The following is a 25,088-nucleotide window of genomic DNA, read 5'->3' on the forward strand; positions in this document are numbered from 1 at the left end:
ACCCCTCACCACGGCGGCGACCGTGACGATCTGGGCCTTCGACGCGGCGGCCACGGCAGCCTTGAGCCCGACGAGCGGCAGCTCGCCTGGCTGCGGCACGCCGACGACCACGGCCTGCGCTACGTCCCGCCGGGGCGACCGCTGGTTCACCACCCCCGGCGACTACCACGCCGGCCTGGCCCGGCTGCTGCGAGCGGACGCCAGGCGCGCGGGCGCCGGCGGCGCACGTCGACCAGCTCGCGGCGCTGCTGGAGGCCGGGATCGCGGCGCCGGCAACCACACCCGCTGGTTCACCGAGGTCGGCACCGGCAGGCCCGGCCAGGACAGCGCGTTCTTCCGCGACGCGGACGCGATCGCCGCCGCCCTCCTCGCCCGCCCCTGAGCAGCCGCCGCAGTGGCCGTTCGCCTTGAGCGGGGGAGCGGCCGGAGCGGTGATGCGCCCCGAGTGGGGCAGCGGCCACAGTGGCGATGCGTCCCGGGCGGGGAGCCGTCGCAGCGGCCGTCGTTCCGCTCCGCGTAGGCGGCGCGGAACGCGGAACTCGTCCGGCAGCCGTTCCCTTGACCGGGCCTGCGAATCGGGCCCGTTCAGCGGACCGTTTGAGTGGACCGTTTGAGCGGGCCGGGGCGGGGCAGGTGACCGCGACCAGCAGGTGAGCTGCCGGCGCTGGACGCACACGCCCGTCGCGGCACAGCCGGAAATCGAGCGGAGGAGGTTCCGGATGCGTCTGCCCGCCGCCCGTGGCCCGATCACGGCAGGGCTCTTCGCCCGTCTCGGCGGCCCGCCGGGCGAGCTGGACCCGCCGCTGGTCACCCCGCCACCGGCCGCGGCACTCGACGACGGCGACCTCCAGCTCGCCCTGTTCGCCTGCTACGAGCTGCACTCACGTGGCTTCGACGACGTGGACGACCTCTGGGAGTGGCAGCCGTCACTGCTGGCCACCCGCCGGGAGCTGGAGCGTTCCCTGGAGTCCGCGCTCGCGCTCGCCGTCCCGCGCCCGCCGGTCGTTCCGCCGCAGCACGTACGCCACGCGCTGGCCGAGCTGGTGGCCAAGGACGAGGCGAGCGCCCCGTCCCCGGCCGCCCAGCTCCAGCGCGAGGCCGACCTGGGACGGTACCGCGAGCTCGTCGTGCACCGCTCGATCCACCACCTCAAGGACCCGCACCTGCCCGGCGACCCCGAGGCGGCCCCGCCCACCGGGCACGGCGGCGGGGCACAACTGTTCAGAGCCACCATGAGAGGGCTCGGCCTGGACGACTCCTACGGCGCCTACCTGCCCGACGTGCCCGGCATCACGCTGGCCGTCTCGAACGTCCTGTCGCTGTTCGGGCTGCACCGGCGGCTGCGCGGCGCGCTGGCGGGACACCTCGCGGCGCTGGAGCTGACCTCGTCGCCACCGGGCCACCACACCGCGCTCGACCTCTGCACCGGCCTGGCCGCCCAGGAACCTTCCCTGACCGGCGACCTCCTGCACGGCGCCGCCTGCGCCCTGGCCCTCGAACGCCGCTGGGCCGAGTACGTCATGGACCGCTGGCGGCGAGGCCTGAGCTCCCTGGGGGCACAGGAGCCGGGCGAGCACGACGACCAGCAGGACGAGACGGTGGCGGCCACGGGCTGACGACACCTCCCCGGCGTCAGGCGGCGGGGGCCGGTTGTTCGGCAGAGGGGCCGGCCGGATCGGCGGGCGGGGGCTGATCGTTCGGCAGAGAGACCAGCCCGATCGGCGGCGGGGCTCAGCCGTTCGGTGGAGAGGATCAGCCGGTCGGTGGGTCCGGGAGCTCAGCCACCGATTCACGACATCGGCTGATGTGCGGTCCGGCGCCGGATTGCGAGGCTGGCGACCTCCGATCCGAAGGGGGAGCGAGCCCCATGCCCGCAGCGAACGAGCCCACCACGAGCCCCGCGCTGAGCCGCGGCGACATGCCCACCGCCACAAGCCCCGCACTGAGCCGCCGCGGGATGCTCACCGCCGCGGGCGCCACCGTTCTCGGCGCGTCGGCGACCGGCACCATGTCGGCGGCCGGCACCGCGTCGGCGGCTGACACCGCGTCACTGTCCGGCACCGCGTCGGCGGACACGGCGGATCCGGCGGGCACGGTGGCGTTCGGCCCGGTGACCGTACGTCCAGGAGACCCCCGCTACGACAACCTCCTGCGCGGCAACAACTTCCGTTTCGCCGGCACCCCGGACGAGATCCGCGTGGTCGCCTCGACCGGCCAGGTGGTGCGCGCCGTGTCGGACGCGATCAGATCCGGCCGCCGGATTGCGGTGCGCAGCGGCGGCCACTGCTTCGAGAACCTCACCGCCGACCCGGCCGTACGGCTGCTCCTCGACCTCTCCCCGATGGACGAGGTCGGCTACGACGCCCGCCGCAGGGCGTTCACCGTGCAGCCCGGAGCCACCCTCGGCGAGGTGTACCGGACCCTGATGACGGGCTGGGGCGTGACGATCCCGGGAGGCGGCTGTCCGGAGGTGGGCGCCGGCGGGCACTTTGCGGGCGGCGGGTACGGGCCGCTGTCCCGCCGGTACGGCTCCGTGGTGGACCACCTGTACGGCGTGGAGGTCGTGGTGGCCGACCGCGACGGCACCGCCCGCGCCGTGGTCGCCACCCGCGAGCCCGACGACCCGAACCGCGACCTCTGGTGGGCCCACACCGGCGGTGGCGGCGGCAACTTCGGCGTGGTCACCCGGTACTGGCTGCGCTCGCCCGGCGCCACCGGCACGGACCCGTCCCGGCTGCTGCCGCCGGCGCCGCGGCACATGCTGCAGCACGTGGTCATCTGGCCCTGGGAGCACATGACCGAGCAGGCCCTCACCGGGCTGTTGCGCAACTTCGGCACCTGGCACGAACGCAACAGCGCGCCCGGCTCCCCGTACGCCGGCCTGTACGGGATCCTCCAGCCGTCGCACCGCGCGGGCGGGACCGTCATGCTGGTCGCGCAGATCGACGCGGACCTCCCCGGCGCGGGCGGCATGGTGAACGACTTCATCGCCGCGGTGACCGCCGGCGTGGACCTCACGCCCGCGCTCGACCTCCGGCGGACGATGCCGTGGCTGCACCGGATGACCTGGCCGGGCAGCGGCGAACCCGGCGACGTGCTCGTCCGCCGGTACAAGATCAAGGCCGGCTACCTGCGCCGCTCGTTCACCGAGACCCAGCTCGCCGCCGTCTACCGCCACCTGACGAACGCCACCGGCGGGCAGGGTTCGGGCATGTTGCTCGTCGGCTACGGCGGCCAGGTTCGCGCCGTGGAGCCGGGCGCCACCGCGATCGCCCAGCGCGACGTGATCATGAAAGCGGTCTACCAGACCGTCTGGGCCGACGAGGCGGACGACGCGGCCAACCTCGCCTGGGTACGCGCCCTCTACCGTGACGTGTACGCCGGCACCGGCGGCGTGCCCGTCCCCGGCGACGTCGACGACGGCTCCTACATCAACTACCCCGACGCCGACCTGGCCGACCCGGCGTGGAACACCTCGGGCGTGCCCGCGCACACGCTCTACTACAAGGACAACTACCCCCGCCTGCAACAGGTGAAGGCCCGCTGGGACCCGCGCAACGTCTTCCGCCACGCCCTGTCCATCGAACTCCCCGAGCCCGGCTGACGGGTCGGGCTGATGGGCCGGCTGACCGGGCGTGCCGGGGCGTGGCGGCTAGATTGGCGGGAACCCGGGAAAGAGGAGGCGGTGTGAACGATCCCGCGGCACGGTGGCCCGTGGTGCTGGCGGTCGGGCCGTACGCGTTGCTGGCGCTCCTGGCCGCCGTCACCGTGGTGATCTATCGCTCGGAGGGCGTGTCCCCGGCGCTCGAGCTGGTGTTGTGCGCGCTGATGGCGGCCTGGATGCTGGGCGTCTTCACACTCCGGCCCGCCTGGCGCGGGCGCGCGGCCGTGATGGCCGGCTTCCTCGCGGTGCTGCTCCTGCTCATGGCCGCGCTGGTGGTCCGGGCTCCGTGGTTCGGATTCTTCACCCCCGCCGCGTACGTCTACGCCTTCCGGCTCCTGCGCTGGCCGTGGCAGCCGGCCGGCGTCGCCGCGGTGGCCGTGGTGGCGGGGACGGCGCAGGCGTACAGCGTGGACAAGAGCACGGCCATCGGCCTGCTCACCTACGCCGCCGTCGTGGCCGCGAACGCCATCCCCATGTGCGCCTTCGCCTGGTTCGCCCGCCGCGCCGCCCGGCGGAACGAGGAACGCGAGCAGGCCCTCCGCGCCGCCCGCGAGGCGAACCGCCGGCTGGCGGCCTCACTCGCCGAGAACGCCGCCCTGCACGAACAACTGCTGGCACAGGCCCGCGACGCCGGGGTGCAGGAGGAGCGGCAGCGGATGGCACGCGAGATCCACGACACCCTGGCCCAGGGGCTCACCGGCATCATCAGCCAGTTACGCGCAGCCGAACACGCCGCCGACACCGCGCCGAGCCGCCGCGGCCACGCGGATGGCGCTCCAGAGGGCCGCCACGGCGACGTCGGCGACGATCCGGAGGGCGGCCACGGCGACGTCGGTAGCGATCCGGAGGGCCGGCGCGGCCATGCCACGGACGAATCGGAGGGCCGGCGCGGCCATGTCGATGGTGATCCGGAGGGCCGGCGCGGCCGCGCTGCCGGCGAGCCGGCAGGTCGGCGCGGGCACGTCGCCGCCGACCCGGAGGGCTGGCGTCGCCATGTCGCCGCCGCGGCCAAGCTGGCCAGGGAGAGCCTGGCGGAGGCGCGGCGCTCGGTGCACGCGCTGCGCCCCGAGCCGCTGCGATCGGCGCGGCTGAGCGAGGCCCTGGAGGGCGTCGCCGAGCGCTGGTCGGCGCTGCACGAGATCCCCGTCCAGGTCACGACCACCGGCACGGCACGCCCGATCCGGCCAGAAGCGGAGGCCGCCCTGCTCAGGATCGCCCAGGAGGCCCTGGCGAACGTGGCCAAGCACGCCCGGGCGAGCAGGGTGGGCGTGACGCTGTCGTACCTCGACCACGAGGCTGCCCTGGACATCCGCGACGACGGCGGCGGCTTCGACCCCTCCCAGCTCGGCGCCGCCGCCCCACTCACCGATCGCAGCAGCCTTGACCCGGCCCGGGTCGCCACCCACGCCGCCGCCCCGCACGCCGATCACGGCGGCCTTGACCCGGCCCGGATCTCCACCCACGCCGCCGCCCCGCACGCCGAACACGGTCCGCACGCCAACTACGGTCCGCACGCCGAACACGGTCTGCACGGCGAACACGGCCCACACGCTGAACACTGCCCGTTCGCCGAGTATGGCGGGTTCGCCGAACGTGGCGGCGGGTTCGGCCTGATCGCGATGCGGGAGCGGATCGAGAGCCTGTCCGGCACGCTGCAGATCGAGTCGGAGCCGGGCAACGGCACGGGCATCTCGGCCCGCGTCCCCCTCTCTCGGGCGGAGGTGTGCGCGTGAGCGGCCCCGCCACCCCGATAGGGCTGCTGATCGTGGACGATCATCCAGTGGTCAGGGACGGGCTGAGCAGCATGTTCGCCCGCGACCCCGAGTTCGAGGTGCTAGGCGAGGCAGCCGACGGAGCCGAGGCCGTCCGGCTGGCCGAGACCCTGCGCCCTGACGTGATCCTCATGGACCTGCGGATGCCCGGCATGGACGGCGTGAGCGCGACCAGGACGCTCGCCGAACGGGCGAACGGAGCCCGCGTCCTGGTGCTGACCACGTACGACACCGACACACACGTGCTTCCCGCCATCGAGGCCGGCGCCACGGGCTACCTCCTCAAGGACGCCCCCCGCGACGAACTCCTGCGCGCCGTCCGCGCGGCTGCCAGGGGCGAGGCGGTGCTCGCCCCGTCGGTGGCCGCCCTGCTGATGAACCGGGTACGCCGGCCCGCCCCTGGCCCGCTCAGCCCGCGCGAGGTCGAGGTGCTCCACCTGGTGGCGTCCGGCGCCACGAACCGGGAGGCGGCCGCCAGGCTGTTCCTCACCGAGGCCACCGTCAAGTCGCACCTGCTGAGCATCTACGCCAAACTCGGCGTGAACGACCGCGCCGCCGCCGTCACCGAGGCGTTCAACCGGGGGCTGCTCGTCCCGCGAACGCCGGGGCACCCCTCCTAGAAGCCGGTGAACATGCGCGGCCCGCCGTACAGCCGCGCGGCCTCCTCCCGCGCCACAGCCGGGGACACCTTCGGCGGCGTCCGCCTGATCTCCGCCTCCAGCTCCGCGACCACCGTCTCGGCCTGCTGCTTGAGCCGCTGCCTGTGATGCCCCAGATCCTCGCCGAACCTCCTCGCGACAGGCCCGATCCACACGGCGTCGCCGCAGAAGAGCTCGAACGGCTCGTCCAGCGCCGCCCGGAGCCTGGCGATGTGCTGCTCGACCCTGGCCAGTGCCTGCTGTAGGGCTGTATAGCGGGGATTGTCCACCGGGAGCTCGGTCATCGGGGGCAACCCATCCTGGCGTTACGGGTACGGCGGGGGGTTGGTGATGGAGGATGGGGGCGGTGGGGCGGGCGTTCGGGACGGAGACGATCTCTATGGTGGGGGTGTGGCGTTGGGTGGCTGCTTTGGGGGTGGTCGCTGTTGTGGGCGGGTGCTCGACGGGCGATCGGGGGCCGACGGTGGAGCAGGCGGGGCGGACGCTTCAGGAGCACATCACGGAGTTGATGGAGTCGGTGGGGGCGGAGGAGCTTGTGGTTACTGATCCTGGGGGGAGGGATGTGGCTTGTGGGGTGGATGGGGTGAAGCGTACCTATGGTGTGAGATCCACATTCAACAGATTCGATGACAATCTGATCGCAGAGATGGCCGGAAGGCTCGGCACGATGTGGGGCTACGAGGTTCATGACCCCTACAAGCCGGGTCGGCCCAAGACAACGCTCAGACTCGTCTCGTCTCGCACCAGCATCACTGTGGAGACGCCCAGCGACCACGAGGCCGTGGCTTCGGGTGAAACGGACTGCATTCCGCGTGGATAGTTCGGACACGATCATTCTCCGATCAGAACCTCCTTCAGGTCGGGATCGATCGTGGCCAGGTAGTTCACCACGTTCTCCCGATCTCCAGAGAACCTTGTGGACGCCGTGGCGGTCACCATTCCCAGCGCGCGACGGTCGGCTTGGTCATCGACACTGCCGTTCTCCCTCAGCCAGGTCAGGAATGCCTTCATCGCCTGCGGATTCTCGTTGATCTCCGAGTAGGGTCGCAGCCGCCCAGCCTCGTCAGCGATGAGCGGGTCGCTAGGAGGCTGAAATTCCACGGGGGGATCCTCCGAGGTGTAGCCCTGCGCGATGAGCCCGGCAGCGATCTCGTAGAGGGCTGCGCGCGCCTGCTCGAACTCCTGTTTGTTGACGTCCGGCATCCGGGAATCGGGCTCCATCGCGGCTGCGACGCCGTCCTTGAGCCCCCAGCTGAGAAACATCCATCCTGCCGCCGCTGGCAACCCCCCTGCGGCGGGGAGGAACAGCATCCCCGCGTCCATGCCTTTGTCCAGCACTTGGCCGAAGCGTTCGACCCCCTCCTTGTCCCTGAGGTCCGCGGCACCGCGGACGGCCTTCATCGCGGCGAACTGGATGCCCGCGACCGTGCCCAGCCGCGCGAACACCTGCTCGACCGAAGTCTGCTGCTGCCGCCCGTGCAGAGGAGGGAAGGCCAGCAGGTGCCGATCCGCTCGCACGCCCGCCTCGAAGAGTCGCTGGGTGAGCGCCGCCATGCCCTTGTTGAACGGCTCCATGTGAGCGTTGGTGTCTGTGAACGTCTTCATGAACCGATAGCTGTCCGTAAGAGACAGGCGGAACCTCGGAGTCGTTCCGACAAGTTTGTCGTCGAACCCACCGAACCGGCTCGGCAGTTGAGAGTCGGGGTCCAGAAAGGCTGCGCTTGCGGCGAACTCCGTGGCATAAGCCCCGGCGATCTCCGCAAAGTACTTCCGCACCGCATCGTTCCCCACCAGCCCAGGCCCCCGCGTGATCACCTGGAACGCGAACTCAGCAGCCCCCTCCCCATGCCCCCCATCCTCCTCGTCATACACCCCCGAAGCCGCCGCCAGCACCCGCCCGAACGCATCGCTGGCCTCCGGATCCCCCGCCACCCACGCGCTCAACCCGTCCAGATCCGTCACCACGGCCCGAGCCGCCGTCGGATCGTGCGACAGGGCGCTGAGGAAGCGTCCGGTGACGTCCACCCGCCCGGAGTCCGTCAGGTGGCGCCGGGCCACGGCGGTGAGCCACTGGGTCGGGAATGTGCCCTCGCTGACGAGCCAGGACAGCGACTCCGAGTCGATGCCCTCCCCGCCCCGTTCGAGGTCGCTCATGACCCTGGGGAAGCGGGAGTCCGGGGGAGAGGCGGTGGTGGCGGCGGCGAACAGGCGGCTGAAGTGGCCGAGGAGCTGCTTCGCCCGCAGCCCCGCGGGGAGGCCGGTGGCAGCGGGGCCGAACAGGTCGAGGAGGTCCTTGGGGAGCGCGATGGTGGCGGTCGTGCCGAGGCGGCCGAAGAAGGCGGCGGCGAAGTCGGGGTCGTCCCGGTGCGCCAGCACGCGCGCCAGCAGCTCGCTGAAGCGTCGCACGGCGTCGTTCGGGAGCGGGCTGCTCATGCCGTGCTGGGCTGCCTGGAGGTGCTGCCGGTAGAGGACGGCCATGGCGGCGCCTTCGCGGCGGGACTCCTCCGGGGTGGCGTACGGCATCGCGGCCTCGTCGTACGTCACGATGCCCGGCGTCCAGCCGGGGACCCGCCGGCGGATGGCGGCGTTGCGGGCCCGCAGCTTCGGCACCTGCCCGCGCACCCAGCGTTCGATCTCCACGAACGGCGTCAGCGTCAGCGTGCCGACCCCCAGGCGCGTCAGCTCGGCCCTGATCGCCTGGGTCTGCTCGGCGACGTCGGCGCCGGCCCGTTCCATGGCGGCGGCGAAGCCGTCCATGCGGGCGGGGTCGATACCCGACACGTCGGGTTTCCAGGGACCATACGGATGAGCCACGCGCCGCTACCTCCCTCGGCCCCGAGGCCGCTGGCCTGGTACGAAGCCCCAACTTTCCCACAGGTACGCCCGCCGCCTGATGATTTTCGGGCGTCGTCCACGGGGTAGCAGCAGCCAGTGAGAGATTGCACGATCGACCAGGTCACGGCGGCCGCCTACCGCGTTCCCACGGAGAGCCCGGAGGGGGACGGCACGCTCGCCTGGGACGCGACCACGATGGTGGTGGTCACCGTGAGGGCGGCGGGCGTCACCGGGACGGGCTGGACCTACGCCCCGGCCGCCGCGGCCGCGTTCGTCTCCGGCACGCTCGCCGGCGTGCTGACCGGCGCCGGCGCCGACGGCGTCCCCGCGCTCCACGCCGCCCTGGCGCGCCAGGTGCGCAACGCGGGCCGGCCCGGGATCGCCGGCTACGCCGTCTCCGCCGTGGACGTGGCCCTGTGGGATCTCAAGGCCCGCCTGATCGGGGTGCCGCTGGCCCGGCTGTGGGGGATGGCCCGCGACCGGGTCCCGTTGTACGGCTCGGGCGGCTTCACCACGTACGACGACGCCACGACCAGGGCGCAGCTCGCGCGCTGGGTGCACGAGCAGGGCATCGGCCGTGTCAAGATCAAGATCGGTGAGTCGTCCGGCAGCAGGCCGGACCGCGACCTGCACCGGGTGGCGCTGGCCCGCCGTACGATCGGCGAGGACGCAGAGCTGTACGTGGACGCCAACGGCGGCTACACCGCCAAGCAGGCCGTCCGCGTCGCCGAGCGGATGGGCGAGCAGGACGTGACGTGGTTCGAGGAGCCCGTCTCCTCCGACGACCTGGCCGGGCTGCGCCTGGTGCGGGAGCGGTGCGCCGCCGACGTCACCGCCGGTGAGTACGGCTGCGACCTGGGCTACTTCACCCGCATGTGCGCGGCGGGGGCGGTGGACTGCCTCCAGATCGACGCCACGCGCTGCGGCGGCTACAGCGGCTGGTTCGCCGCCACCGCCGTCGCGGCCGGTCACCACCTGGAGGTGTCCGCGCACTGCGCCCCGAACCTGCACCTCCCGGCCGCGGCGGCGACGATCAACCTGCGGCACATCGAATGGTTCCACGACCACCAGCGCATCGAGGCGGAGCTGTTCGACGGCGCCGCCGATCCCGGCGGGGGAGAGGCCCGGCCCGGCACGGACACGCCCGGCCACGGTCTGACGCTGAGGGAGGCGGCGGCCGAACGCTACCGCGTGGCCTGAGCTCAGCCGCGGGTCACGTCATGAACCTGTTGCCCGAACGGAGCCTCAATCGTTAGCCGTCCGCCCGCCTGCCCTGGCTAGGCTCTCCACCATGGGCCTCGCCTCGATTCCAAGCCCCGCCCAAGGGGCCTGGGACCTCGGATTCATCCCGATCCGCGCCTACGCCTTGTGCTTCATCGTCGCGATCGCGTTCGGCATCTGGCTGAGCGAGCGCCGCTGGCGCGCCCGCGGCGGCGAGAAGGGCCTGATCGGCGACATCGCGTTCCCCGCGGTGATCTTCGGCCTGATCGGCGCCCGCCTCTACCACGTCATCACCGACTGGCAGACCTACTTCGGCCCGCGCGCGATCAAGGAGCCCTACCAGGCGCTGTTCATCTGGGAGGGCGGGCTGAGCATCTGGGGCGCGGTCGCCCTGGGAGGCGTGGGAGTGTGGCTGGCCTGCCGCCGCCGGGGCGTGCCCCTGGGCGCGGTGGCCGACACGGTCGCGCCCGGCATCGCGTTCGGGCAGGCGATCGCCCGCTGGGGCAACTGGTTCAACCAGGAGCTGTACGGCAGCCCCACCACCCTGCCGTGGGGCCTGGAGATCGACCAGGCGCACGGTGGCGAGCCGGGCGTGCTCTACCACCCCACGTTCCTGTACGAGTCGCTGTGGGACGCGGCCCTCGGCTTCGCCCTGATCCTGGCCGGGCGGCGGTACGCGCTGCACCACGGCCGGCTGTTCGCCCTCTACGTCGCCGGCTACACGTTCGGGCGGTTCTGGATCGAGGGGCTGCGGATCGACCCGGTCGGCGGGGTGGACCACGCGGTGCTGCTCCTGGGCTTGCGGATCAACCAGTGGACGTCGATCCTGCTGTTCGCCGGCGCGCTGGTCTACCTCTGGGTGACGCGCGCCAAGGACACGGAAGAGGTCGTGGTGCCCGCCGCCCGTTAGCGGAGTCCGGTGGCTCCGCGCACGAGAACGCCCCCGGCCGCTGCTCGCGGCAGAGGCGCCCTCGCGGGGTGGGCAATCGATCCCCTGGATCTGTACTCCTACCCACCCCGTCCCGTTTATATGCATTTGTCCGTTTTATGTGGAGTGTCAGAACGTGCCGGTCGTGGTGCCGGCGCTGCCGCTCGCCGGAGTGGTGAGCACGGTGTTGGCGCCGGGCTGCCACTGGTCGGCGGTGTCGGGGAAGTTCGCCTCCTGCCGCTTGACGCACTTCCACTCGACCGCGGTGCCGGGCGGGAGCTTGCCGATCGTGCCCGTCCAGGTCGGGTAGGCGGTCGGCGACAGCTTGACCGCGGACGCCACCGACCACGCCCCGAGCTGCGGCGCGCTGCCCACCGCGTAGACCGACTGGCCGGGCGTGGTGGTGCCGTTGTGGCAGGTGAACGTGGCCGACACCGGCGCCTGGCCGAGCGTGAACGCGAACGTCTTGGCCGTCGTGACGGTCGTGGCCGCCGACTTGGCGACGACGAGGTTGCCGCCCGCGTTGTACCAGCCGCTGGCGGCCGCGTCGAAGGCGGCCTTGGTGGCGTGCTGGGGGAGCGGGCTGCCGTTCAGCGTGACGGCCGAGGCCTGGGTGTCGGTGACGAGCTCGATGACGTTCTGCCTGCTCGCCGGAGCGCCGGGGTAGGTGCCGCCGGCGGCGGCCACCGTCACGGTCGCCGTGCCGCCGGTGAGCTGCTGGCTGATCTGCGTCGTACGGACGGCGCCGGTCCGGTACCCCGTCGTGGCCCCGTCGTCCTCGTAGAGCGTGAAGCTCGTGGCGGCGGCGTCGGGATGGACGCGGGCGATCAGCTCGTTCCTGGTGGTGGCGTCGGTGCGCTTGCCCGTGACGTTCATGGTCTGGTCGTCCACGTGCATCTTGGGCAGGATCGCGCCCGCCCGGGCGAAGGCCGGCAGGCGGAAGACGCCGTTGACCCACAGCGGCCGGTCGGTGAACCACTGGCCGGTGCTGGTCAGCTTCTCGCCCGTGGCGTAGTCGTACCAGGTGCCGGCGGGGAGGTAGACGTCGCGTTCACGCTCGCCCGCGCCCGCCACCACCGCGACCAGCAGGTCGCGGCCGATGAGCTTCTCGTGGCCGGCCTCGCGCAGGTTCGGGTCGTTCTGGTGGTAGTACGCGGGAGGCGGCACGACGGGCTCGCCGAACTGGTGGGCCCGGTGGGCGAGGGAGTAGTAGTAGGGCGTCAGCTCGTAGCGCTGCCGGAGGTTGGCGAGGTTGCTGGCCGTATGGCCGATCTTGTCGGGTGAGGTCTGCGCGCAGTTGCACAGGTTCTCGGTGTGCGGGCGCACCGGCACCTCGAACCACGCGCCGTTGGCGAACCACTGCGTGTAGAGCTCGTTCAGGTCGGAGTCGAGCATCTCCCTGCGGAAGCCGCCGATGTCGGAGCCGTAGTAGTCGATGCCCGACATCGACATGTGCAGCTGCGCGTTCTGCTGCTGGGCGAGCGCGGTCAGCTTGGAGCCGATGTCGGCCGACCACATGGCCACGCCGTGCCGCTGCATGCCCGCCGCTCCGGATCGGGCCAGCATGAACGGGCGCCTGGTCCCGGAGGCGTAGCCGCGGGCGATGCTCTCGGCCCACTTGAGGTTGTAGAGGTTGTGGTAGTCGGCGTGGGCGTGCTTGCCCGGCAGCACGCCGGAGGTCCAGTCGCCGGCGTCGTACATCTCCGGCTCGCCCAGGTCCAGCCAGTGGCCCTGCACCCCGGCGTCGATCAGCGGCTGCCGCTTGACGGCGTGCCAGTGGTCGCCCGCGGCGTCCTGGGTCCAGTCGATCATGCCGCCGCGGCCCCACCAGTCGTTGGTGGTCAGGTACGCGGGCGCGCAGGCCGCGCAGCCGGCCCGGACGAGATACCCGCGGGAGGCCAGGTCGGCGTGCTCCGGCAGGTTCTTGCCGACGTAGGACTCCTCGATCGTCATCAGACCGATGCCCTGGTTCGCCTGGTAGCCGGCGATGGCGGCCGACGGGCTGGGGAAGGCGGTGGTGTCCCAGGTGAGGGTACCCATTCTGGTGTTGTCGGAGCCCGCCGTCACGCCGCCGAACCATGGCAGGTCCAGCACGAAGCCGTCCACGGGGAACTTCGCCGCGCGCAGCCCGGAGAGCCGGTTGTCGATCTCGGCCCAGTTGTCGTAGCCGAACTCCGACACCCACATCCCGAACGCCTTCTTCGGCGGCACCGGCGGCCGGCCCGTCAGCTCCATGTAGTCCTTGCGCAGGTCGGGCAGGTCCGGCCCGGTCATCGTGTACCACCTGAGCTGGTCGCCCCAGGTGTCGACCGTCCACGGGTCGCCGGTCAGGTTCCACTCCTGCTTGTAGACCTGGTCGAGGAGCAGGCCGTAGTTCAGGTTGGCGGCGCCGACCGCGAACAGCACCGGGATCTGGGCGTTGCCCACCGGGCCGTTGTCGCCGTCGTACACCATGGCGTTGCCGTACGGGCCGCCCGGGGAGCGGGTGCGGCCCACCCAGTCGCCGTTCGCGCTGCCGCCCGTGAAGAACTGCTCGCCGAGCCCGTACGCGTGCTGCATCGAGCCCTTGCCGATCGACAGGCCCTTCCACGCCTGGGCCAGGTTGCGCGGGCATGCCTCGTACAGCAGCCTCGCCGGGTCGGACACCTTCACGCACAGCGTGCCGGCCGTCACCTCGACCTTCATGGCCGCCGTGGTGAGCGTGTTCCCCGAGTGGTTGAAGCTCGAAGGGCCCGAGTAGTCGGTCTTGGCCACCTGCGGGGTGGTGAAGATCGGCGAGCCGGTCCCCGGCGAGGTGCCGTTCGCCAGCTCGAAGTGCACCAGGTCGTCGTCCAGGAACTCCACGATCAGGTAGGTGGAGCCGCTGGTGAACTGCACCCGCTGGACGGCCGCCTGCGCGGGCGGCGCGACCAGCAGGGGCAGGAACAGTGCCGTCAGGATGACGATCGCGCGGGTAGTCATGGCCGGGCCACCACCAGGTTGTCGAGGTTGATCCCACCGGTGTTCGAGGCGTCGTACGCGATCTTGACGGTGTGGGCGCCCGCGGTGAGCGAGGTGGTCAGCGTGGCCGTGCCCCAGGTGTCCCAGTCGGCGAGGGCGGGCAGCGAGAGCGTGCCCGCGGCGACGCCGTCCACGTAGACGGTCCGGGTGGCGGCCACCGTGGTGGAGTAGCGGAACCTCAGCTGGTGGCTGCCCGCCGCGTCCGCCTTGACGGCGAACGTCACCGCGTCCCCCGCGGTGGCGAACCCGTCGGTGAAGCCGGTGCCGGTGTAGCCGGCGTGGTCGGTGTTGGTGGAGGTGCCGGTCCCGGTGGCGAACTCGGACTCGTAGGCCGCCTTGTCCACGCCGTTGAGCGTGACGGTGCGGTTCGACGCGGCGCTCGCCAGCTTGACGTGGGTGAGCTGCCGCACCGGGTCCCACCACCAGCCCTCGGAGGCGGACTTGAGCGCGGCGAGGCTCGCCCGCGCGGTCGCGCCGGTCACCGACGCCGGCTTCGTGCTCGCGACCTGCAGCGTGCCGGTCGTGGTGAGCGCGGGCACCGTGACGGCCACCGAGTGCGCGGCCCAGTTCTCGGCCGAGGTGATCGTGCGGGTGGCGTTCACCGCGTCCTCGAAGTAGGCGTACGACGTCGTGCCCGAGGGGTAGATGCGGAAGGTCAGGTTCTGGTACGTGTCGACGCTGTTGCCGATCTCGCCGCCGAGCTGGTAGTCGGCGTTGAGGTTGAGCGGGATGATCGCGCCCGGCCTGGCGTAGACGGGGATGCTGTCCAGACCCGCCTGGTACGTCTTGGTGCCGGGCCCGGTGAAGCGGCCGCCGTTCCACAGGTCGTACCACTCGCCCGCGGGCAGGTAGACGTTCTTGCTGGTGGCGCCCTGCGTGGTGATCGGCGCCACGAGGAGCTGCGAGCCGAACAGGTACTGCTGGTCGTGCCCGGCCGCCGCGGCGTCGCCGGGGAAGGCGAAGCTCATGGCGCGCATCATCGGCACCCCGGTCGTGGAGGCGGCCCTGGCCTCGGTGTAGAGGTACGGGATGAGGTTCATCCGCACGTTGGCGAACGTACGGAAGATGGGCACCACGCTCGTGTTCCCGGTGCGGGCCTGCACGTTCCACGGCGTGCGGGCCTCCGAGACGCCGGGACTGGCCTTCTCCGAGTGGTACTGCATGATCGGCGAGAACGTGGCCTGCGCCGTCGAGCGCAGGTAGAGCTCGGCGCTCGGGAAGTCGCCGGTGAAGCCCGCCAGGTCCCACGCCGTGTACGGCACCCCGGACTGCCCCGCGCTGAGCTGGGCCCGCACCGCCTCCTGGAAGGCGGAGAAGCTGGAGTTCTGGTCGCCCGCCCAGAAGATCGACGTGGTCTGGGCGCCGGTCGTGCCCGCCCTGCTGAAGATCGTCCCGTCGGGCCGCCTGCCCTTGACGTAGGCGTTGTAGGCGCCGGTGTAGCTGCCCGGGTAGGCGTTGTGCATCTCGTCGCCCTTGCGGCCGTCGGCGAACTGCACGCCCCTGCCGAAGACGGCCTCGCTGCCGTCGGTCTTGAAGCCGTCCACGCCGACCTCGTCGAGGAGGTAGTCGCGCTTGCTCATCCACCAGTTCGTCGCGGCCGCGCTGGTGAAGTCGGGGATCATGCTGTCGCCGAACCACTGGCCCGTCGGGATGCGGTACGGGCCGTTGGTCGCGTTCCTGGCGACGTATCCCTGCGCCTGCGCGTACGCCTTGTCGTTGAGGTGCTGCTGCGGCGCCGCGGGCGGGTTGGTGTCGAAGTTCTCCTTGAAGACCGGGATCTGCCAGAGGATCATCCTGATCCCCTTGCCGTGCGCGTCGGCGACCATGGCCTTCGGGTCCTGCCACGCGCTGCCCGCCGGGAACGTCAGGTCACCGTAGGCCAGCTTGCCGCTGCCGGGCTTGGCCGTGTACGTGGCGCCGTGCCAGACGTAGAACGTGGCCTCGTCGCTCCACTGCTCCAGCACCATCGCGGTGTGCGGGATCTGGTACGCCTCCACGTTCGCCAGCTCGGCGGTCACCTCGGCCTGGGTGTTCCACTCGTTGGCCGACATCCACACCCCGAACGCCCACTTCGGCGGGAGCTGGGGCCGGCCGGTGACGGCCGTGTAGTCGTCCACGATGTCGGCCGGGGTGCCGGCGAAGAAGTGGTAGTCGAGCGTCGAGTTCAGCCCGCCGCCGGTGTCGACGGTGAAGCCGGCCAGGTCGCTCAGGTGCGTGCCCAGGTTGAAGATCGCGTAGCGGGTGCCGGAGACGTGCACGCCGTACCCGGCCGAGTTCAGGAAGAACGGCACGCTCAGGTACGTGCGCCGGGTGGCGCCCTGGTCCCGGTACTGGTTGTAGACGTAGTTGTGCACGTCGGTGCCGCGCTGGTCGAGCCGGTCGTACCGCTCGCCGAAGCCCTCGAAGCGCTCGCCCGGCGGCGACAGGAAGTGGTCCTCGATCTTCGTGATCGTGGTGACGCCGTCGCTGGCCCAGCCGAGGTTGCGGAACACGGCGGGGTCGTACTGGCGGGTGATCAGCGTCGTGCCGTCGCCCTTGTAGACCGACAGCCGGTACGGCGATTTCTGGATCTTCAGGACGAGCGAGCTGGTCGAGATCGTCAGCGTGCTGGCGGAGTTCGTCACCGTGTAGCCGGAGACGCCGGAGATGGACAGCCCCGAGCCGCTGGGGGCGATCTGCGTGCGGAACCGGTCGAGCGCGGGGAAGGCGAAGCGGATCTTCGGCGTGAAGCTCCCCGCGCTGTCACCGGTCGTGACGTCCACCGACGTGCCGTTGTTCACGAACCCGGTCACGTCCGTCACCGTGCTCCACGACGTGACCGTGAACGCGAACGGGCCCGTGCTCTTCTGCCCGCCCCCGTTCACGTCCGCGTTGACCGTGTAGGAGATCTTGTCGCCCCGGGAGAAGGAGCCGAGGTCGATCTTCCAGTAACTGTTGTTGCCGCTGTTGTGGTCCCAGGCGGCGCCCACCGGGGTCTGGTTCACCCCGTTCTTCGTCCAGGTGACCCAGACGGTCTGGCCGGGCTCGACCGGCCAGGTCGTCGCCTTGATCTGGACCGGCTCCCCGGCCATCGGGTCGCGCGGGACCCGTTCGGTGGGCTCGCTGGAGTAGAGGTCGTCGATTCCGGCCGGGTTGTGGTGAACGCCGTCAAGGGCGTAGGCGGGGGCGGTGACCAGGGACGCGAGCAGGACGAGCGCCGTGACGGTGCCGACCGACCGTAACCAGCTCATGGGGCGGATGCTCCTCTCAAACGGTGAACACGGGGGAGAGACGGGTCCAGTGCTCCGCCGCGCACAACACGGGCGGGCGGTCGAGGGGCGCCGGCAGGCTCACCGTCCGCCCGCCGGCCAGCTCGCGCCCGGTCCAGGCGTCGACCCAGCCACCCTCCCTCTCAGGGAGGTAGACCGACGTCTCGGTGATACCGGGCTCGGTCACGGGCGCGACCAGCAGCGCGTCACCGAGCTGGTACTGCAGCGGGTGCCGCCACACCTCCGGGTCGTCCGGATGGTCGAAGAACAGGCCGCGCATCAGCGGCGCCCCGCCGGCCGTCGCCGCCCGCGCCTGCTCGGCCAGGTACGGCACCAGCCGCTCCCGCAGCTCGGCCAGCCGCCGGAACACCGCGATCACCCGCTCGTCCCCGGTCTGGCCGGCCACGTTCCAGGGCGTGCGGTCCCTGACGGGCGTGCGGTGGTGGTTGAACTCGGAGTGGTACTGCATGATCGGCATGAACGCCGAGGCGCCCGCCGCCCGCAGGTACAGCTCCGCGTCCGGCACCGGCCCCGAGAAGCCGGCCAGGTCCCACCCCCAGTAGACGATCCCGCAGGCCGAGGCCGTGATCCCGGCCCTGATGGAGGAGCGGAACGCCTCCCAGGTCGAGTCCTCGTCACCCGCCCAGAAGGCGCCGTGCGGCTGCGAGCCCGCGAACCCGGCCCGGCTGAACGTCACCGGCGCCTTCCCGCAGGCACGCAGCAGGTCGCCGAACGCGCGGGCGTAGTGCACCGGGAACAGCCCGTTGCCCGCCGCGCCGTCGCGCCCGTCGGCGTACCGCAGGTCGTGGCCCCAGGCGTGCTCGCCGCCGTCGGTCTTGAACCCGTCCACGCCGACCTCCTCGACCAGGTAGCGGCGCTTGGCCGTCCACCAGTCGCGGACCTCCTGGGAGGACAGGTCGGGCATGAGCGCCAGCGGGAACCACCAGCCCCGGTTGCGGTAGGGCCGGCCGTCGGACTCGCGCACGCCGTAGCCGCGCTCGACGAGCTGGCGGGCGTCCACGGCGGCCTGGTGGCGGGGGTGCGGGCGCATCTTCTGCAGCGGGATCTGCCAGAGCAGCACCTTGACGTCCCTGCGGTGCAGCTCGTCCACCAGGCCCTTCGGGTCCGGCCACGGCCCGTCCGCGGGGAAGGTGTAGTCGGCCAGCCGGTGCGGCTCCTCCGACGGCTCGTACTCGGCGCCGCGGAACGCCGTGAACGTCGTCTCGTCGCTCCACGCCTCGATGACCAGCGCGCCCACCGGGATGCCGTGCTCGCGGTGCCGGTCCATCTCGGCCAGCACCCGTTCCTGGGTGTTCCACTCGTTGCCGCTGGCCCACAGCCGGAACACCCACTCCGGCAGCTCGGCCGGGCGGCCCACGTCGCCGAGGAAGGCGCCCAGCACGTCCGCCGGGCGCTCGCCGTCGTAGAAGCGCACGCCCAGCTCGCCGTCCGGGCCGGTCTCGGCCTCGACCACGATCCGGCCGTCCTGCGACGCGCCGACGTCGTACCAGGTGCGGCGCGAGGTCCGCACGTGCCAGCCCCAGTTCGCCGGGCCGCCGACCACCATCGCGTACGGCATCGGCAGGTACGTGCGACCGTGCCGGCCCTGCGCCTTGTACTGCTCGAACACCACCGCGTCGAGGGCGCGGCCCCGCTGGTCCACGGCGTCGAACCGCTCGCCGAAGCCCACCACGTGCTCCTGCGGCCCCAGCGCCAGCTCGAACCGCACCCGCAGCGGGCCGTCGCCGTCGGCGAGCCAGCGCACGCTGCCCGGCACGATCCGGTCGGCGCCCGTGACCTCCAGCTTGCCGCCCGCGTCCGACCAGCTCGCCGCCGTCACCTCGAACCACCTGGTGGTACGGGTCGCGCCGTCGGCCGTCGCCGACCGGAAGCGGTAGGTGTAGCGGCTGCCGGTCCGCAGGGGCGGGGTGCGCACGGCCCAGGAGCCGGCGGCGGCGCGAGCGGCCCGCGCCTGGGCGGCGGCCAGATGCCCGCCGTCCACGGCCCCGCCCTCGCCGCCTGCTTCGGCCGCGTCGGCTGGTGGGTGGGCGTCCCGCCTGGTGAGGGTCAGTTCGGCAGGCGCGGCGCCGTCCACCGACCAGTCGCACGCGACGGAGACGACCCGCGCCGACGCGCGTACCCGCAGCTCCACGCTCTCGCCGTCCAGCGGCCGGGCGGGGACGCGCTGGTCCTCGGTCTCCGCGTACGGGTGCCCCGAACCGTGGGGCCGGTGCCGGATCACGCCGTCACCCCCAGCTCGTCGGCGAGGATCAGGTACATGCCGTGCGACCACAGCAGCGGCGTGGCCACCGGGCCCCACCGGTCCAGCCACTCCTGCCGCCGGTCGGGGGCCAGCAGCAGGCCCGGCACCTGCTCGGGCAGGTCACCCTCGGGGGTCGCCTGCGCCGCCATCCACTCCAGGTAACGCACGGCCTCGTCCCGCCGCCCGGCGCGGGCGTGGTTCCAGCCGAGGAACCCGGCCAGCAGCACCCAACGCCCGCCGCCGTAGAAGGTGTCGTCGAGGTAGCGGTACACGCCGCCGTCGCGGGCGAGCTGCCGCTCGACCTCCGCGACCGTCGCCTCGCCGACCGGATGCCCGGCCGGGTACAGCCCGAACGGCTCCACACAGGCCAGCAGGCTGCCGTCCACGGCGTCACTCCCGAGCCACTTACGCAGGTGCCCCTCTTGGGCAAGGCCCTCGCGTTCGACGAGCCCGGCGATGCCCTCGACGGCCTCGGCCGCCGCCGCCGACTCCGTCGCGCTCAGCACGCCGAGCGCGATGGCGGCCCGCAGGCCGGCGTGGATGGAGCCGAGCGTCGCCACGTGGCGGTGCTCGACGTGCTCCTCCCACCAGTCGTAGCAGGGCACCTGCCAGAACGCCGTCAGGTAGCGGGCCGCCGTCCTGACACCCTTCTCGACCCCGGCCACGGCCCCGCCATGCCGTACGACGTGCTCGCGCAGCGCCCACAGCCACGTGCCGTACCCGTCGAGCTGGAAGTCCCACCAGTCGTCGTCGCCGTCCACGCCGTCCAGCGTGAAGCGGGTCGGCAACATCTCGGCCGCCGAGACCACCTCGCCGCGCTCGGCGCGGGACACCAGCGCGTCCACCTGGCCCGCGCGGTCACCCACCACCCGGGCGCACCAGGCGTGGAAGGCGTCCGCCCCGGCCACGTCGCCGTGCCTGCTCACCCCCTCGGCGATGAACGCGCCGTCGCGCAGCCAGGAGTAGCCGCGGTAGGCGGAGAAGGTGGGCGAGGCCGGGTAGGCCCCTGTGGGCGCCTGCAAACTCTTGATCACGTCGAGGCTGTGCGCGACGAGGGACAACGAAATCTCTCCTGTAAATGCGTAGAAGGGGGAACGGCTAGCCGAGCAGCGCGTCGACCTCGGTGGCGGCCGCCTTGAGCGCTTCTTCGACGCTCTTGCGCCCGGCCGCGGCCTCGCTGAGCTCCTTGGTCACCGCGTCCTGCATCTCCTGCTGGCGCTTGATCACCGGAGGCAGCGCGATGGCCTGGAGCGAGTCGAACACCGCCTGCCGGTTGGCCGGCTTCGGATCCTTGAGGTAGCCGGACAGCACCTGCTGGTCGGAGACCGGCGGCAGCTCCCACGACGACCGGATGCGGGTGGTGGCCGCGGTGCCGGACGCCGACAGGAACCGGGCCCAGGCCCACGCCTCCTTGCCGTGCTTGGTGGTGGAGGAGGCCGCCACCGCGTTGTGGAAGACCGCGCTCGCCTTGGCCGCGTCACCGGGCTCGACGACGACGTCCCACTCGAAAGGCACGTCCTTCAGCCCGGCGAACTGCCAGATGCCGTTGTGCCACATGGCGAGCTTGCCGGACTTGAAGAGGTTCGTGTCGTAGTCGGCGGTGCCGCCGACCTCGGCCTCGGTCGGCATCGTCTTGCCCACCTTGGACACCAGCCAGGTGGCGGCCTTGACGCCCTGCGGGCTGTTGAACGCGGACTTCTTGCCGTCGGCCGACAGGAACTCGCCGCCCGCCTGCTTGAGCGTCTTGTAGAACTCGAAGAACTGCACCGGCTGGAAGTCGCCGTACACGCCCTTCTTCTTGTCGGTCAGCTTCTCGGCGGCCGCCTGCTCGTCCGCCCACGTCCAGTCCGCCGTCGGCACGGGCACGCCGGCCTTGTCGAACAGGTCCTTGTTGTAGAAGAGCACGACCGTGGAGAAGGAGGCGGGCAGCGCGTACTGCTTGCCGTCCCGCTTGAAGGCGTTGAGCGACTCCTGCGCGTACACCGAGGTGTCGTTGTCGCCGGCGACCGTGGCGAGGTCGAGCAGGGAGCCGGCGCTGGCGTAGGTGACGAAGTTCTCGTAGTTCAGCTCGAACGTGTCGGGCGCCGTGCCGCCGGCGATGCTGGTCTGGAGCTTGGTGAAGTACTGGTCGAAGGGCGCGGTCTCGACGACCACGTCCACGTTCGGGTTCTCCTTCTCGAACGCCTTCTCGATCGTGTCGAGGTCCTTCACGTGGTCGGGCGCGGCGGAGAAGGTGAAGTACCGCAGCGTCACCTTGCCGCCGGCCTCGGCGGTGGTGCCCCTGGTGGCCGATCCCTGCGAGCAGGCGGTGGCGAGCAACGCGGCCGCCGCGACGGCGGCGGTGATCTTGATGTGTCGTGACATGGGGGGATTCCTTTACTTGAGCCCGCTCTGCGCGACGCTGGCGATGACGTGCTTCTGCGCGAAGACGTAGAGGATGAGGATCGGGACGACGCTGACGACCGAGCCCGCCATCACCACGTCCCACTGCGTGGTGAACTGGCCGTGCAGGGTCGCCAGGCCCAGCGGCAGGGTCATGAACTCCGGCGACTTGATGATGATCAGCGGCCAGAGGTAGCTGTTCCAGCTCGCCATGAAGCCGAAGATGGCGAACGTGGCCAGGGCCGGGCGGATCAGCGGCAGCACCACGTACAGGAAGATGCGGAAATGTCCGGCGCCGTCGAGCACGGCCGCCTCGTCGAACTCCCGCGGCACCTGGTTGATGGCCTGCCGCAGCAGGAACACCCCGAACGCCGAGGCGATCGTCGGCGCCAGCAGCGCGAAGTACGTGTCGACCAGGTTGAACGCGCGCATCTCGATGAACAGCGGCACGACCAGCACCGGCAGCGGCATCATCAGCGTCGCGAGGTAGACCGCGAACAGCGCGCCCCGCCCGGGGAAGGGCAGCCGGGCGAACGCGTAGGCCGCCATCGCGCTGGTGACGAGCTGCAACGTGGTGGAGGCGGCGCCGATCCAGGCGCTGTTGAGCACGATCCGCCAGAACGGCAGCGTCTCCAGCAGCCGCCCGTACGCGTCGAGGCTCGCCCCCTCGGGGGTGAAGTCGGGCGGGACGGACAGCACGGCGTCGCTCGGCGTGATCGAGGTGATCACCGCCCAGGCGAACGGGAACAGCATGACGAGCGCGCCGATCCCCACCAGCAGGTACCTCAGGACCTTACCCATAGGTCACCCACCTCTTCTGGCCGCGGATCTGCACGATCGTCACCAGCAGCACCAGCGCGAACAGCAGCCACGACAGCGCCGAGGCGGCGCCGGCCCGGCCGTAGCGGAAGGTCAGGTCGTAGATCTGCGAGACCACCACCTGCGTCGCGCCGCCCGGCCCGCCGCCCGTCATGATCTGGACCTGGTCGAACACCTGGAAACCGTTGATCAGCGAGATCACCACCACGAAGAACGTCGAGGGCGACAGCAGCGGCAGCGTGATGTGCCGGAACCTGCGCCAGGCCGTCGCGCCGTCCACCATCGCGGCCTCCTGGTACTCCCGGGGGATCGCCTGCAGCCCGGCCAGCAGGATGATCATCACGAAGCCCAGGTCCTTCCAGGCCGAGGCGAGGATGATCGACGGCATCGCCCAGTCGGGGTCGGTCCACCAGCCGGGCCCGCTCACGCCCACCAGGCCGAGCGCCCAGTTGACGATGCCGCTGGCCGGGTTGAGCAGCCACTTCCACATCAGCGCGACCACGACCCAGCTCGTGATCACGGGCAGGAAGTACACGCCGCGCAGCAACCCGCGCGCCGGCATCGCCCGGTTGAGCAGCACCGCCAGGCCCAGGCCGCCGAGGTAGACCAGCGGCAGGTAGCCGGCGATGAAGTAGAGCGTGTGCAGGAACGCGGCCCGGGTGTCGGGGTCGCCGACGAGCTCGATGTAGTTGCCGAGGCCCACCCAGCGCATCTCGGTGATGAGATCCCACTCGTGCAGGCTGGTCCAGAACGAGCCGACCATCGGGATCAGCGTGTAGAGGGTCAGCGGCACCAGGCTCGGCAGCAGGAACAGCGCGACCGTGCCGGCGTAGCGCCAGCCGCCGCGCCGCCGCGGGCGCGCGTGCGTGACCGGCGCCTTCGGCGGCGCCTGAGGGATGGCCTGCCGGACGCTCACGAGCCGCCTCCCATCAGGCGGGCGCGGATCGGGCGGGCGTTCATGAGCCGGCTCCGATCAGGCGGGCGCGGACCAGGCGGCCCTGCTCGCCCGCCGCTCCGGCGGAGTCGAACGGGGTGGCCAGCACGAGCGCCGCCGCCCCCTGCGCCCAGCTCGTGTCGTCCCAGCTCTCCACCTCCACGGAGATGTCGCGCCGCCCCGGGTAGAGCTGCGCGCGCAGGGCCGGCTCGAAGCCGGTCCGCCACAGCGGCCAGTCGGCCGTGCCCTCGCCGAGCACCACCACGACCTCCGGGTCCACCACGTTGATCAGCCCCGCCGTTGCACGGCCGAGGATCGCCCCGGCCTCGGCGAACACCTCCCGCGCGGCCACATCACCGCCCGCCGCGGCCCGGCCCAGCGCGGCCACCCCGCCGAGCGGGTCACGCACCTCCACCTGAGCCGCTCGACCGGCCGCCTGGGCGTTTCTGGCGCGGGCGGCGGCCAGCAGGCCGGCCGAGCCGACGAACGCCTCCAGGCAGCCCCGGGCGCCGCACCCGCAGGGCGGCCCTCCGGGATCCACCTGCAGGTGGCCGAACTCGCCCGCGCCGCCCCGCGCGCCCCGGTACACCCGGCCACCGGCGACGATGGCCGCGCCGACACCGCGTCCGATCGTCAGCACGAGGAAGTCGCTGTGCGTGCGCCCCCGGCCGTACAGTCGCTCGGCCGCGGCCAGCGCGTTCACGTCGTTCTCGACCAGGACGGGCAGGTTCAGCCGGCGCCGCAGCCGCTCGCCCACCGGCATGGCCTGCCAGCCGAGCGTCGGCGCGTTGACGGTGCCGACGGCCTGGTCGTCCACGCTGCCCGGCACCCCGACCCCGACGCCCAGCAGCGGCGGCACCCCGGAGATCTCGCGGACCACGGACTCCACCGCGTCCGCCAGCTGCTCCAGCGCGTCGGGCGCCGCCGGGTCGTGGGGTCTTTCCCAGGAGCCGAGCACTTCGCCGTCGAGCCGTACGTCCACCAGCACCAGGTGGTCGGCCGTCACCTTCACCCCGAGCGCCCGCCCGGCGCTGCCCACCAGCCCGAGCCGCTGGGCGGGACGGCCGCCGCGTGACGGCTTCAGGTCCAGCTCCTCCAGCATGCCGTGCCCGATGAGCTCCTTGGTGAGCTGCGTGACGGTGGCGGGGCTGAGGTCGAGCTCGCGGGCTATCTCGCTGCGGCTCAGCGGGCCGACCGTGCCCAGGAGGGCGAGGATGGCCGTCCTGGTGAGGTCGCCGCGGTCCGTGCCTGCCATGTGAGAGGACTTTCTTTAGGAATAAAGTTAGTGGTGAAGATACTGAGGCGTGGCCCTCCTCCTGTCAAGAGTCCGAAACCTTGCTGAAACAGAAGTGCCGGCGTGGTC

18 protein-coding genes are annotated in these 25,088 nt (G+C 71.8%); 8 read left to right on the forward strand and 10 right to left on the reverse strand.

The genetic code is table 11. From position 1 onward, the window contains the following. Positions 1-22 precede the first annotated feature (22 nt). The 5 genes from HD593_RS23805 (at position 23) to HD593_RS23830 (ending at position 6,056) form a co-directional block, all read left to right on the forward strand. Complete coding sequence (locus HD593_RS23805; RefSeq protein ID WP_185104331.1) at positions 23-382, forward strand: hypothetical protein; 360 nt, start codon at positions 23-25, stop codon at positions 380-382. A 337-nt stretch (positions 383-719) separates the two neighbouring features. Beyond that, the gene (locus HD593_RS23810) at positions 720-1,616 is read left to right on the forward strand and encodes an iron-containing redox enzyme family protein (RefSeq protein ID WP_185104332.1); all 897 of its coding nucleotides are present in this window, start codon (positions 720-722) and stop codon (positions 1,614-1,616) included. Positions 1,617-1,867: 251 nt separating this feature from the next. Continuing rightward, positions 1,868-3,604: an FAD-binding oxidoreductase gene (locus tag HD593_RS23815; RefSeq protein WP_246546699.1), complete on the forward strand. Its 1,737-nt coding sequence runs from the start codon at positions 1,868-1,870 to the stop codon at positions 3,602-3,604. An 83-nt stretch (positions 3,605-3,687) separates the two neighbouring features. Then, positions 3,688-5,397, forward strand: a complete 1,710-nt coding sequence (locus HD593_RS65565) for a histidine kinase (RefSeq protein WP_221524918.1) — start codon at positions 3,688-3,690, stop codon at positions 5,395-5,397. Continuing rightward, a complete protein-coding gene (locus HD593_RS23830; RefSeq protein ID WP_185104333.1) occupies positions 5,394-6,056 on the forward strand; it encodes a response regulator transcription factor in 663 nt (220 codons plus the stop codon). Before HD593_RS65565 ends, HD593_RS23830 begins: the two co-directional genes overlap by 4 nt. Here HD593_RS23830 and HD593_RS23835 read toward each other — a convergent pair. Beyond that, positions 6,053-6,379: a hypothetical protein gene (locus tag HD593_RS23835; RefSeq protein ID WP_185104334.1), complete on the reverse strand. Its 327-nt coding sequence runs from the start codon at positions 6,377-6,379 to the stop codon at positions 6,053-6,055. The two genes, HD593_RS23830 and HD593_RS23835, sit on opposite strands and share 4 nt — an antisense overlap. A 62-nt stretch (positions 6,380-6,441) precedes the next feature. Here HD593_RS23835 and HD593_RS23840 point away from each other — a divergent pair, with 62 nt between their 5' ends. After that, positions 6,442-6,915 carry a hypothetical protein gene (locus HD593_RS23840; RefSeq protein WP_185104335.1) on the forward strand — a complete coding sequence of 158 codons (474 nt, stop codon included), beginning with the start codon at positions 6,442-6,444 and terminating at the stop codon, positions 6,913-6,915. A gap of 11 nt (positions 6,916-6,926) precedes the next feature. Here HD593_RS23840 and HD593_RS23845 read toward each other — a convergent pair whose 3' ends face one another. Further along, the gene (locus tag HD593_RS23845; protein WP_185104336.1) at positions 6,927-8,876 is read right to left on the reverse strand and encodes a hypothetical protein; all 1,950 of its coding nucleotides are present in this window, start codon (positions 8,874-8,876) and stop codon (positions 6,927-6,929) included. A gap of 150 nt (positions 8,877-9,026) precedes the next feature. Here HD593_RS23845 and HD593_RS23850 point away from each other — a divergent pair, with 150 nt between their 5' ends. Both HD593_RS23850 and lgt read left to right on the forward strand, forming a co-directional pair. Beyond that, positions 9,027-10,130 carry an enolase C-terminal domain-like protein gene (locus tag HD593_RS23850; RefSeq protein ID WP_312903653.1) on the forward strand — a complete coding sequence of 368 codons (1,104 nt, stop codon included), beginning with the start codon at positions 9,027-9,029 and terminating at the stop codon, positions 10,128-10,130. A 91-nt stretch (positions 10,131-10,221) separates the two neighbouring features. Then, entirely contained in the window at positions 10,222-11,061 is an 840-nt protein-coding gene (lgt, locus tag HD593_RS23855; RefSeq protein ID WP_185104337.1) for a prolipoprotein diacylglyceryl transferase, read from the forward strand. 147 nt (positions 11,062-11,208) lie between these two features. On the opposite strand, the gene HD593_RS23860 is transcribed toward lgt, so the two are convergent. From HD593_RS23860 to HD593_RS23895, 8 genes are read right to left on the reverse strand one after another with little or no spacing between them, the layout of a single operon-like run. Beyond that, complete coding sequence (locus HD593_RS23860) at positions 11,209-14,040, reverse strand: TIM-barrel domain-containing protein (RefSeq protein WP_185104338.1); 2,832 nt, start codon at positions 14,038-14,040, stop codon at positions 11,209-11,211. Next, on the reverse strand, positions 14,037-17,309 hold the full coding sequence (locus HD593_RS23865; protein ID WP_185104339.1) for a TIM-barrel domain-containing protein: 3,273 nt from the start codon (positions 17,307-17,309) through the stop codon (positions 14,037-14,039). Before HD593_RS23865 ends, HD593_RS23860 begins: the two co-directional genes overlap by 4 nt. A 16-nt stretch (positions 17,310-17,325) precedes the next feature. Continuing rightward, complete coding sequence (locus HD593_RS23870) at positions 17,326-19,569, reverse strand: glycoside hydrolase family 31 protein (protein WP_185104340.1); 2,244 nt, start codon at positions 19,567-19,569, stop codon at positions 17,326-17,328. Next, on the reverse strand, positions 19,566-20,651 hold the full coding sequence (locus HD593_RS23875; RefSeq protein ID WP_221524919.1) for a glycoside hydrolase family 15 protein: 1,086 nt from the start codon (positions 20,649-20,651) through the stop codon (positions 19,566-19,568). The genes HD593_RS23870 and HD593_RS23875 overlap by 4 nt, the downstream gene beginning before the upstream one ends. A gap of 37 nt (positions 20,652-20,688) precedes the next feature. Further along, on the reverse strand, positions 20,689-21,954 hold the full coding sequence (locus HD593_RS23880) for an ABC transporter substrate-binding protein (RefSeq protein ID WP_185104341.1): 1,266 nt from the start codon (positions 21,952-21,954) through the stop codon (positions 20,689-20,691). A 12-nt stretch (positions 21,955-21,966) separates the two neighbouring features. After that, the gene (locus HD593_RS23885) at positions 21,967-22,773 is read right to left on the reverse strand and encodes a carbohydrate ABC transporter permease (protein WP_185104342.1); all 807 of its coding nucleotides are present in this window, start codon (positions 22,771-22,773) and stop codon (positions 21,967-21,969) included. Beyond that, entirely contained in the window at positions 22,766-23,707 is a 942-nt protein-coding gene (locus tag HD593_RS61655) for a carbohydrate ABC transporter permease (RefSeq protein WP_221524920.1), read from the reverse strand. The genes HD593_RS23885 and HD593_RS61655 overlap by 8 nt, the downstream gene beginning before the upstream one ends. A 40-nt stretch (positions 23,708-23,747) precedes the next feature. Beyond that, on the reverse strand, positions 23,748-24,980 hold the full coding sequence (locus HD593_RS23895; RefSeq protein ID WP_185104343.1) for an ROK family transcriptional regulator: 1,233 nt from the start codon (positions 24,978-24,980) through the stop codon (positions 23,748-23,750). Positions 24,981-25,088 lie beyond the last annotated feature (108 nt).

Source organism: Nonomuraea rubra (genome assembly GCF_014207985.1).
GTDB classification, from domain to species: Bacteria; Actinomycetota; Actinomycetes; order Streptosporangiales; family Streptosporangiaceae; genus Nonomuraea; species Nonomuraea rubra.